The sequence below is a fragment of the Actinomadura sp. CNU-125 genome, from assembly GCF_001942465.1.
Lineage (GTDB): Bacteria > Actinomycetota > Actinomycetes > Streptosporangiales > Streptosporangiaceae > Spirillospora.
On record NZ_MKJY01000190.1, the window covers coordinates 1 to 10,298 of the forward strand.

Annotated in this window: 12 protein-coding genes; 5 read left to right on the plus strand and 7 right to left on the minus strand. The window is 72.4% G+C overall.

The genetic code is table 11. The features are described from left to right. The 7 genes from BJF79_RS22040 to BJF79_RS22070 all read right to left on the minus strand — a co-directional run. The coding region (locus BJF79_RS22040; RefSeq protein WP_075900107.1) for a dipeptide/oligopeptide/nickel ABC transporter ATP-binding protein at positions 1–713 on the minus strand (713 nt) is incomplete at its 3' end. After that, on the minus strand, positions 707–1,264 hold the full coding sequence (locus BJF79_RS61060; RefSeq protein WP_262402395.1) for an ABC transporter permease: 558 nt from the start codon (positions 1,262–1,264) through the stop codon (positions 707–709). The genes BJF79_RS22040 and BJF79_RS61060, both read right to left, overlap by 7 nt. A gap of 314 nt (positions 1,265–1,578) precedes the next feature. Next, positions 1,579–2,589: an ABC transporter permease gene (locus BJF79_RS22050; protein ID WP_075900109.1), complete on the minus strand. Its 1,011-nt coding sequence runs from the start codon at positions 2,587–2,589 to the stop codon at positions 1,579–1,581. Beyond that, positions 2,590–4,134: an ABC transporter substrate-binding protein gene (locus BJF79_RS22055; RefSeq protein WP_262402396.1), complete on the minus strand. Its 1,545-nt coding sequence runs from the start codon at positions 4,132–4,134 to the stop codon at positions 2,590–2,592. Between the two features lie 77 nt (positions 4,135–4,211). Further along, complete coding sequence (locus tag BJF79_RS22060) at positions 4,212–4,790, minus strand: DUF1707 domain-containing protein (RefSeq protein WP_075900111.1); 579 nt, start codon at positions 4,788–4,790, stop codon at positions 4,212–4,214. Positions 4,791–4,829: 39 nt separating this feature from the next. Continuing rightward, positions 4,830–5,951 (minus strand): hypothetical protein, encoded by a 1,122-nt coding sequence (locus BJF79_RS22065; protein ID WP_075900113.1) that lies wholly within the window; start codon positions 5,949–5,951, stop codon positions 4,830–4,832. A 48-nt stretch (positions 5,952–5,999) separates the two neighbouring features. Then, positions 6,000–6,218: an EF-hand domain-containing protein gene (locus BJF79_RS22070; RefSeq protein ID WP_075900115.1), complete on the minus strand. Its 219-nt coding sequence runs from the start codon at positions 6,216–6,218 to the stop codon at positions 6,000–6,002. Positions 6,219–6,575: 357 nt separating this feature from the next. Here BJF79_RS22070 and BJF79_RS22075 point away from each other — a divergent pair, with 357 nt between their 5' ends. The 5 genes from BJF79_RS22075 (at position 6,576) to BJF79_RS22090 (ending at position 10,097) form a co-directional block, all read left to right on the plus strand. Continuing rightward, on the plus strand, positions 6,576–7,781 hold the full coding sequence (locus BJF79_RS22075) for an RNA-guided endonuclease InsQ/TnpB family protein (protein WP_075900117.1): 1,206 nt from the start codon (positions 6,576–6,578) through the stop codon (positions 7,779–7,781). Between the two features lie 80 nt (positions 7,782–7,861). Then, positions 7,862–8,425: an LLM class flavin-dependent oxidoreductase gene (locus tag BJF79_RS61065; protein ID WP_262402397.1), complete on the plus strand. Its 564-nt coding sequence runs from the start codon at positions 7,862–7,864 to the stop codon at positions 8,423–8,425. Then, entirely contained in the window at positions 8,422–8,697 is a 276-nt protein-coding gene (locus BJF79_RS61070) for a hypothetical protein (RefSeq protein WP_262402398.1), read from the plus strand. Before BJF79_RS61065 ends, BJF79_RS61070 begins: the two co-directional genes overlap by 4 nt. A 173-nt stretch (positions 8,698–8,870) precedes the next feature. Then, the gene (locus tag BJF79_RS22085; RefSeq protein ID WP_075900119.1) at positions 8,871–9,542 is read left to right on the plus strand and encodes a Crp/Fnr family transcriptional regulator; all 672 of its coding nucleotides are present in this window, start codon (positions 8,871–8,873) and stop codon (positions 9,540–9,542) included. 21 nt (positions 9,543–9,563) lie between these two features. Continuing rightward, positions 9,564–10,097, plus strand: coding sequence for a hypothetical protein (locus BJF79_RS22090; RefSeq protein WP_075900121.1), 534 nt, complete (start codon positions 9,564–9,566; stop codon positions 10,095–10,097). The last annotated feature ends 201 nt before the right edge of the window (positions 10,098–10,298 follow it).

Below are 10,298 nucleotides of genomic sequence, written 5' to 3' on the forward strand. Positions count from 1 at the left end.
CGATCGCGGCGGACGCGCGCGGCGCGAAGGTCGCGGGCCAGGTCGGTGCGGGGGTCGGTGAGGATCCGCGCGGCGGGCCCCCGCTCGACGACGCGGCCGTCGCGCATGACGGCGATGTCGTCGGCCCACCGGGCGGCGGCGGCCAGGTCGTGGGTGATGAGCAGGACCGACCGGTCGCGGGACTGCGCGCGGACGAGGTCGAGGACGGCGGCCTGCGCGACCGGGTCGAGCGCCGTGGTGACCTCGTCGGCGATCAGGACGGGCGGTTCGTGCACGGTCGCGAGCGCCAGCGCGACCCGCTGCGCCTGCCCGCCCGACAGCTCGAACGGGTACGCGGCGGCGAGCGACGGGTCGAGGCCGAAGCGGGCGAGGGCGGCGCCCGGGTCGCCGGTGCCGTGCGCCCGGACGGTCTCGGTGAGGTGCCGGCGGACGGTGACGGTCGGGTTCAGGGAGGCGAGCGCGTCCTGGAACGCGTAGCCGACGTCGCGTCCCCGCACGGGCGCGCGGCCGTCCACCCGGACCGTCCCGCCGTGCGGCCGGAGCCCGGCGATCGCGCGGGCGGCGAGGGTCTTGCCGCTGCCGGACGGCCCGACGAGCGCGAGCACGCGCCCGGCGGGAACGTCGAGGTCGAGCCCCCGCACGACGCGGCGTCCGGGCACGTCGACCGTGAGGCCCTCGACGGTCAGACCGGTCGGTCCTGCGGATTTCACCATGAACCGCCTTCGTCGGACGGGCCGGCGATCGCACCGGCGACGACGTTGACCGCGATGATCGTGACGACGACGGCCGCCGCCGGGATCGCGACCGTGTACCAGGCGCCGGTCAGCAGGTGGGACTGCGCCTCGGTGAGCAGATTGCCCCAGCTCGGGTTGTTCGGCGGGACGCCGAGGCCGAGGAAGCTGAGCGTCGACTCGGCGAGGATCGCGTGCCCGACCTCGAATGCGGCGATGGACGCGACGGGCGGCAGCGCGCCCGGCAGCAGGTGCCGCCGCAGCACCTGCCACCGCGACAGCCCGAGCCCGTACGCGGCGCGCACGTAGAGCCGCTCGCGGCGGCCGCGCAGCTCGGCGCGGACGATCAGGGCGACCGGCATCCAGCTCGACACGGCGATCGCGACGATCACCGTGCCGAGCGACGGCCCGGCCACCGCGGCGAACGCGAGCACGATCACCAGCAGCGGCAGCGACAGCAGGACGTCGGCGGTGCGGGCGATCAGCGCGTCCAGCCAGCGGGGCGCGACGGCGGCGAGCCCGCCGAGCAGCATCCCGGGTGACGGTGATCGCGGCGGCGGTCAGCCCGACCAGCAGCGACGTCCGCGCCCCGTAGAGCATCCGGGTGAGCAGGTCGCGGCCGAGCTGGTCGGTGCCGAGCAGGTGACCGGACGATCCGGGCGGCAGGGACGTCGCGGACGTGTCGGTCGCGACCGGGTCGAGCGGGGTCAGCCAGGGCGCGAGCACGGCGGCGAGGCCGAGCGCGGCGAGCACCGCGACCGCCGGCGGCCAGGGCGGGCCGCCGCGGACGGAACCGGATCGCGAGCAGCCCGCGCGGGGCGCGCGGCTTGCGGGGCGCGCTCGTCGCTCAGCCGACAACGTGCGCCTCCTTGACCGGGGCGGAGGACGTGCCGCCGCGCCGGGCGCGCGGGTCGAGGGCCGCGACGATCAGCTCGGCGAGCAGGTTCGCGGCGACCACCAGCAGCCCGGTGACCAGCACGATCGAGACCAGCAGCGGGTAGTCCTGGGCGCGCGCGGCCTCGATCGCCTCGCGTCCCATGCCGGGCCACGAGAAGATCACCTCGGTGGCGTAGACGCCCGCGACGAGCGTCCCGACGCCCACGCCGAGCCGCGCGGTGAACGGGACGAGCCCCGGACGCATCAGGTGGCGCGTCACGACCGTCCGGCGCGGCACCCCGCGGACGCGCGCGTTCTGCACGTGCGGCGCGTCCCGGAGCCGTCCGACACCGTTCTCCACGAGCCGGACATAGATCCCGAAATGGTGCCCGAACGCGAGCGCGCACGCGGGCAGCGTCAGGTGCGCGAGCAGTCCGTACGCGGTGACGTCCCCACCCGGTCGGCTCACACCTCCGGACGGCATCAGCTGCGTGGACGCCGCGAACACGTACAGGAGCAGGAGTGCGACCACGAACCCGGGCATCCCGCCCATCACGAACAGGAGCAGGTCGATGCCGCGCCGCAGCCACGCGCGGCGGGTCAGCGCCGCGACGAGCCCGACGGCGAGGGCGGCCGAGAAGCTGAGGACGGTCGCGGCGGCGGCGAGCAGCAGCGTCCACGGCACGGTGTCGCCGAGCACCTCCGTCACCGGCGTTCCGGACATGTACGACGTGCCGAGGTCGCCGTGCAGCGCGTCCGACACCCACCGGACGTACCGGACGTGCACCGGGTCGTCCAGGCCCATCTCCGCGCGCAGCTCCGCGACCGCCGCCGGGCTCGGCGGCCGTCCGCCCGACCGCGCCTCCAGGACCGACGCCGCCGGGTCGCCGGGCGCGGCGTCCAGCAGCCCGAAACACACCGCCGACAGGGCGGCGACGACCAGCACGGCCGACGCCGCCCGCCGGGCGATCCGCAGGACCATCTACTCGTAGCGCCAGGTCTGCGCGTTCCAGAAGAAGCCGTAACCGTGGTGCCCCAGAGTGCGCTGCTGGGGTCCGGTCAGGTTTTCCGGGACGGCGTTGATGGTCTTCAGGTACGCGATCCACGCGAACGGGGGGTCGTCCTGGAGCGCGCTCTGGAAGTCGGTGTAGGCGGTCTTGCGCTCGGCCGCGTCGAGCGTGGACCGGCCCTTGTCCAGCGCCTTGTCCGCTTCCTCGTTGCTGTAGGTGCCGAGGTTGGAACCGCCGCCGGCGATCGCCTCGTCGGTGTGGAACACCCCGTACACCGACGAGTCCGGGTCGAACGGGGTACCCCAGCCGACCACGGCCGCGTCCAGGTCGCCCCAGTGCTTGCGCACCCAGTCGGCCGACCGCGGGTTGGGCTTCACGTCGAAGCCCTGCTTCTTCAACTGCGTCGCGGCGACGTTCAGCATGGCCACGCGGAGGGAGTCCTCGGCGAACGTCGTCAGCTCGAACGCCACGGTCTTGCCGTCCTTCGCCCACAGTCCGTCGCCGTTCTTCGCGTACCCGGCGTCCTCCATCAGGGACGCGACGCGGGCGGCGTCGAACGTGAAGCCGTCGGCGGCGGCGTACTCGCTCGTGTCGAGCGGGCCCTTCGCGGGGGCGCCGTAGCCCATGACGACGCTGTCGACGATCGCCTTGCGGTCGATCGCGTAGTTCATCGCCTTACGCACCCGCTTGTCGGCGAAGACCGGCTTCTTCATGTTGAAGCCGATCGCCCGGTAGTCCGCCGTCGGGTAGACCTCCAGCCGGTGGTCCTGCACCTGCTCGGCCTGCTTCGGCCGGACGTGCGCGCCGTCGACCTCGCCGCCGTTCAGCTGGATGAGCCGCGCGGAGTCGTCCGGCACGTACTTGATCACGATCTTCTTCAGGCCCGGCGCGCCCTCGTAGTACCCGCCGAACCCCGACAGCTCCGCGTACTGCCCGTGCTTGTAGGTGTCGAGCTTGAACGGGCCGGTCCCGATCGGGTGCCGCGCGAACTCGGCGTCCGTCAGCTCCTTGCCGGCCAGGACGTGCTTCGGCAGCATCCCCATCGCCAGGGCACCGAGCATCGGCGCGAACGGCTCGTCCAGCTCCAGCCGGACGGTCCGCGCGTCGGGCGTCGCGATCTCCTTCACCATCGTGAAGTTGCGCGACAGCGGCGAATCGGCGCCCGCGTCCCGCACGGACTCGATCGTGAACCGGACGTCGTCCGAGGTGAACGGCTTCCCGTCGTGCCACGTCACGCCCTCGCGGAGCTTGAACGTGTACGTCTTGCCGTCCTCCGACACCTCCCACGACTCCGCGAGGGCCGGGACGACCTTGTTGTTCGCGTCGTGCCCGGTCAGGCCGCGGAACACCAGCTCGGTGACGGGGTCGGTGTGCCCGTCCTGCAAGCCGGGGTTGAACGTCTCCGGCTCGTCCCCGACGGCGTAGGTGAACACGCCGTCCGTCCCGGACTCGGGCGTGCCGCCCTGCCCGCAGGCGGACGCGAGCGCGGCGGCGAGGACCACGGCCAGCATGGCCATAACCGGACGTTTCAACATGGAGCACAGTATTGCAAACCTTTCGCAATAACCATGCCACCGCACCTACCCGAAGGCGCTCAGCCCCTGCGGAGCAGCCACCGCCAGAACGACCGGCGCGGCCGGCGCGGCGCCGCGACCGTCAGGTTGCCGTGCTTCACCTCGCCCGCCACCCGGACCCGCAGCCGCACGGGCACGCCCTCGACCGCGCTCCGCCGCTGCCGGACGTTCCCGCCGTGCACCGACACGCTCCCCACCTCGACCTCCACGTGCGGCGGTGCGATGATCCGCACGTTCCCGTGCGCGACCGCCACCGCGACGTCCAGCTCCGCATGGACCGCCACCGCGCGCGTCAGGTCGATCGTCGCGTTGCCCGCCCGGACGTCGACCCGCAGCCGCCGCGGCAGCGTCCACACCCCGGACCGCTCGACGTTGCCGTGCTTCGCCTGCAGGCCCAGCTCGTCCTCGACCGGCGCCGGAAGATCGCGCAGCACCTCCCGCAGCTGCCCGGTCGTCGTCGCGGTGAGCGCCAGCTCGACACGTTCGTCCAGGTCGGCGGGCCCTAGCCGGCCGTCCCCGGCCGCCACCCGCAGCCGCTCCACCGCCAGCTCACGATCATCGTGCGACGCCCGCACGTCGGGCTCCAGGCTTCCGCTCATGCCCGGAGCCTAACCCGATATATCTCGACTCGCGAGGGGTCAGTCGGGAGCGAATTCACGTTCGGCGAGATGGCGCAACACGAACAGGTGACGGGCCCGCGGCGGCTCGTCGTCCAACAGGCGCTCCGCGACCTCCTCGTCCCAGGCGGCGGCATCGAACGCGACGCCGATCGCGGCGTCCTCGTCGCCGGACGCGAGCGCGAGGGCGAGGTCGAGCGCTGGACTCGGGCCGTCCACCTCGTCCCGGAACGTCCGGAACTCGGGGAGGCGGTCGGCGGTGTCCGGGGAGAACGCGGCCAGGGCGATCAGCAGGGCCCGCTCGCCCGGCGGTGCGTCCGGCCAGCGGGCCAGCAGCTCCGGCAGGTGCTCCAGGACCGCCCGGGAGGTGAGCGTCGCCGGGCCCGCATGCCCGCCGTACTCCCCGCACGCCGGGCCGGGATCCAGCGTGGCCATGTAGAGCAGGTAGAACAGCAGCTCTTTGCGGTAGGCGGAGACGAGCTGCGGCGCGCGCGCCATCTGGACGAAGAACCCGACCGTGGGCGCCGTCCAGGGATAGCAGGTGCCTTGGTGGACGACATCGGTGAAGTAGACGTCGACGGCCTCGTCCCAGCCTTCGTCGTTGGCCGCCATCCGCAGCAGGAGGTCGGGGACGTCCTCACCGGTCCCGTACGCGGTGGTCAGCGAGGCCCAGTCGACGTCGTCCAGGCCCTCCAGGACGACCGGTTCGCCGAGTTCGCCCGTCCGCCCGAACTCGTCGAGCCGATGGACGATCCCGGGTTCGGACGCGCGTGCGGGCTCCTCCGCGAACGCCGCGAGCCGCGCGCCCCGGACCTCGTCGGCCGCCCGCTCCGCGACGGTCTCCCCGCCCGGGAAGACCGCGCGGGCCGTCTCGGCGTGCGCGAGCGAGCGCCGCACGCCGCCGCCGAACTCCCCGGCCGCGGCCTCGACGGCCCGTGCCTCGACCGCGCGCCACCAGCGGTCGTCGTCGTCGGGGTACGGCCCTTCGTCGAGCCCGGTGGCCGTCCAGCCGTCCACAGCCTGTGGAAACACGCGGACCGTCGTGTACCCGCGTTCGACCATGAACGCCGCGACGGCCCGCGCCGCCTCCTCGTCCGGTACGTCGACGGAGTGGGCCGTGACGAGTTCCGGTGTGCACCCCATGCCGTTCGTCTCCCCTCGAAGTCCCGGGGAGAGTAGCCGGTGGGTCGGTCAGGCGTTCCAGGCCACGAGGAACTCCGCGAAGGAGATGCGGTCGTCGGCGTCGCCGTCGCGGGTGTCGGCGGCGTTGAAGATCGAGTCGAGGTCGGCGACGGTGACCTGCTCGCCCTTCGCGTTCATGGCGAGCACGAACTCCTCGCGCGTGATGTAGCCGTCCCCGTCGCGGTCGAACTCGTGGAAAGTGGCGGTCGCGTCGTCGGTTGCCGACATGGAAGACCTCGCGTTCTGCGGTCATGCGGGGTGCGGGCAGGACATCGTCGGGCACGATCCTGCACCCGCCGCGGGCCGGACGTCCAGACGTCGAGAACGCGGCGGCGGCTCCGATCCACTTGTGGGCCCGTGTTCGCGGGCCCGCCGGACGAGCACAGGAGGACACGCGGATGAACCTGCCGCGCATGGGCGTCACCTGCTCTTCCGGAGGATGCCCCGGCCTTCAGGCCGGGGAGGAATCCGGACTCCGTCAGGAGTGTCCCGGCAAAGCCGGGCCACTCCCGCACCCCCGGAACACCCGAAGAAACCTTCAGAACACCCGCAAGACAACCCCATGAACACGTAAATTCACAGAGTGTGAGGACGGCGTATCGGTGCCGGGCATACCCGGACCCCGAACAGGCGGCCATGCTGGGCCGCACGTTCGGGTGCGTGCGGCTGGTGTGGAACAAAACCCTCGCCGAACGCACCCACGCCCACCGCACCGAGGGAAAACGCACCTCCTACAAGGAGACCGACGCTGCACTAACGGAGTGGAAGAAAACGCAGGATCTGGCGTTTTTGTCGGAGGTGTCGAGCGTGCCGTTGCAGCAGGCGCTGCGGCACCAGCACACCGCGTTCGCCAACTTCTTCGCCGGGCGCGCGAAGTATCCCAGATTCAAGAGCCGCACCGGCCGCCAGACCGCGCACTACACCCGCTCGGCGTTCCGCATGCGCAACGGCGAGCTGCGGCTGGCCAAGACCACCGCGCCGCTCGCGTTCGTGTGGTCGTTCGATGATGTGGACGTGGCCGGGCTGGACCCGACCATGGTGGTGGTCTCCCGCGAGCCCGACGGCCGCTGGTACCTCACCTTCAGCATCGACACCGACGCCCCCGCCCCCGCGCCGCCGGTCGGGTACGCCATCGGGATCGATCTGGGGATCAAGGATTTCGCGGTGACCTCCGACGGGCGGCGCATCCCCAACCCCCGGCATCTGGACAAGAAGCAGCGGAATCTGGCCCGGTACCAGCGGCGCATGGCCCGCAAGCAGCCCGGCTCGGCCAACCGCCGCAAAGCCAAGAGCAAGGTCGCCCGCGCCCACCGCAAGGTCCGCGACGCCCGACGGGATTTCCTGCACCGCACCAGCACGAACCTGGTCCGTGAGGCCGACACGATCGTGATCGAAGACCTCGCCGTCTCGAACATGGCGCGCAACCGGGCCTTGGCGCGGGCGATCTCCGATTGCGGGTGGGGCGAGTTCCGCCGCATGCTCGAATACAAGGCCGAACGCGCCGGACGCACCCTGATCGTGATCGACCGCTGGACGCCTTCCTCCAAGACGTGCTCGTGCTGCGGGCACGTCCTGGAACACTTGAGTCTTTCCGCCCGGTGCTGGACGTGCCCGGGCTGCCGCACCCGCCACGACCGGGACGTCAACGCGGCCAAAAACATCCTTGCGGCCGGTCGTGCCGCAGCCGGGCGTCTGTCCCCCGGCGATGTCTGTGGAGCCGACGTAAGACGGCCGGGGGTTCCTCGGCCGCCGACGGCACAGAAGCAGAAACACCCGCGGCGCGAGCCGTAGGAATCCTCTCCCTTCAGGGAGGGGAGGAAGTCAAGCTTCAGCACTTCGGCCCGCACGCCGGACCGGACGCCGTCGTCACCGTGGCCCGGGCCGCCGAGCGGCTCGGGTTCCACGCCGTCTCGGTGTCCGACCGGCTGCTCATCCCCGTGGGGCCGCACTGGACGAACGACGCCGGGCTGCCCGACGACGCCCCGTGGGACGCCCTGGAGGTGCTGACCTGGGCCGCGGCGCACACCCGGCGGATCCGGGTCGGCACCGGCGTGCTGAACTCGATCTTCGAGTCGCCGGTCGCGCTGGCCCGCCGCCTGGCGACGCTCGACCGGCTGTCGCGCGGACGGCTGGACGTCGGCATCGGGCAGGGCGGCGGCACCCGGCTCCCGCCGCACTACCTCCCCGAGGAGTTCGTCGCGGCGGGCGTCCCGCCCGAGCGGCGCGGCGCCGGGTTCGCCGAGCACGTCGCGGCGATGCGCGCCTGCTGGGGGCCCGACCCGGTCGAGTTCCACGGCGAGCACTACCGCGTCCCGGCGGCCAAGGTGGGGCCGAAGCGTGGGGCGACCGGATCCCGCTGCGGTTCGGCGCGACCGCCCGCCCCGCGATCGAACGGGCCGCGCGGATCGGCGACGGGTTCGTCACCGTCGCCGTGAACTGGGACGACACCCGGACGCAGGTCGGCTGGTACCGGGCGGCGGGCGGCACCGGCAGTGTGGTGGTCAACGTCATCCCCGTCCCGCCCGGCACGGACGTCTCGGTCGGGGACTTCACCGCCGCGACGGTGGCGGACCTCGATCGGGCCGTCGCCGTCGGCGCCGACGAGGTGCACGTCGCGACGGCGCTCCTGGGCGTCTCCGCGCAGCGACAGGTCGAGTTGCTGGAGGCGCTGGCGGACGAACTCGGCCTGCCCGCCCGGCGCGCCTGACACCCGCGAACATCGGCTTCCGGACGCCCTGACCTGGGGCGTCCGGTTGCCGTTCCCCCGTTCGCGGCCATCGCTCCGGAGGCGGTGGGGGGTGCGGCACGTGCGCAGAAGTAGGCGCACACTTGGGCGAAGGCGCTTGCAACTTCGTTAAGTGCACTATTACACTCAACGACATGTCGACGCAGCGCTACACGGTGGGCGATCCCCTCCTCATCGAAGCTGAACACGACGCTTTGAAACTGGCCGGGCAGCTGATCGAGCGGCCGGCCGGGACCGTGTTCATGAACGAGGGCGAGCGGACCGACTTCGTCATGCTGATCGAGAAGGGCGTCCTGAAGATCAAGGTGGGGCAGCCCTCGCGGACCGTGGCGCTGCGCCGGGCCGGGGAGGTCGTGGGCGAGATGGCCCCGATCCGCGGCACGCCCCGTTCGGCGACGGTCGAGGCGGCCACGGACGTGGTGGTCCTGTGGATCTCCGCCGCGCAGTGGCTGGACTTCCTCGACTCCCACCCGCGGGCCGCGATCGCGCTGTGCGCCGCGACCGACGAGCGCCTCGACCAGGCCACCCAGAAGATCAAGGACACCGAGTTCTCCGTCGAGCGGCGGCTCGCCGCCGCGCTCCTCGACCTCGTCGAGGCCGGGCTCGCGCGGCACCTGGACGACGGCGTCGACGTCTCGATCAGCCAGCAGGAGCTCGCGTCCCTGGCCGGGGCCCGGATCGACTCCGTCAAGAAGGTCCTGCGCATGTTCAAGGACCAGGACCTCATCCGTACGGGCCGGCAGCGGCTGACCCTCATCGACCTCGATCGCCTGTCGGCGATCGCCACGGGAAACATGACCGCGTAGCGGCGGTGGAGGGAGCGCGCGATGTCCGGCAGGGTGTCCGACCATCCGTTGATCAAGCTGTTGCTGTCGTTCGGGTTCCCCCGCGACGACTACGTCGTCCACGGCAGCGGGCCGCTGCTCGTCCGCGGCCTGCGGACGGTCGACGAGCTCGACATCGTCGCGCGCGGCGCCGCCTGGCGCGCGGCGGCGCGGCTGGGCCGTCCCGTCAGCGGCGACGTCACGGGCGCGCGGATGTACGAGCTGCCCGGTGAGTGCATCCACGTCTCCCGGCACTGGTTCCTGCCGCCCGCCGACACCGACGCCGGGGTCGACGCGCTCATCGACGACGCCGAGATCTTCGAGGGGATCCGGTTCGCGCGCCTCGACGACGTCCGGGCCTACAAGCGGCGGCTGGGACGCGCCAAGGACCTCGCCGACATCCGGCTCCTCGACCGGCACACCCCCGAACCGGGCCCCGGCGCAAGCGCGGCGACGCCGACCACCGAGGCTCTGCCCGAACTGGATCCGCTACCTGGAGAGGAGGTGATGACCTATGTGGTCGCAGGCTGTCGTTGAGACGGCGCGGACGGTGCGGCTTGGCATGGCCAGCTGGAGCCACACCGTCCGCGGAACCATCCTGCTGATGGTGACCGCAGGATGCTTGGTGTTCCTCATGCACCAGCTTATGCCGCTCATCACCTGGTGAACAAGGCACCCCGGGCCGCCCCGCCCGGCGCGGGCCGAGCTCGGCGGCACCCGCCGCCGGGCTCGGCCCGC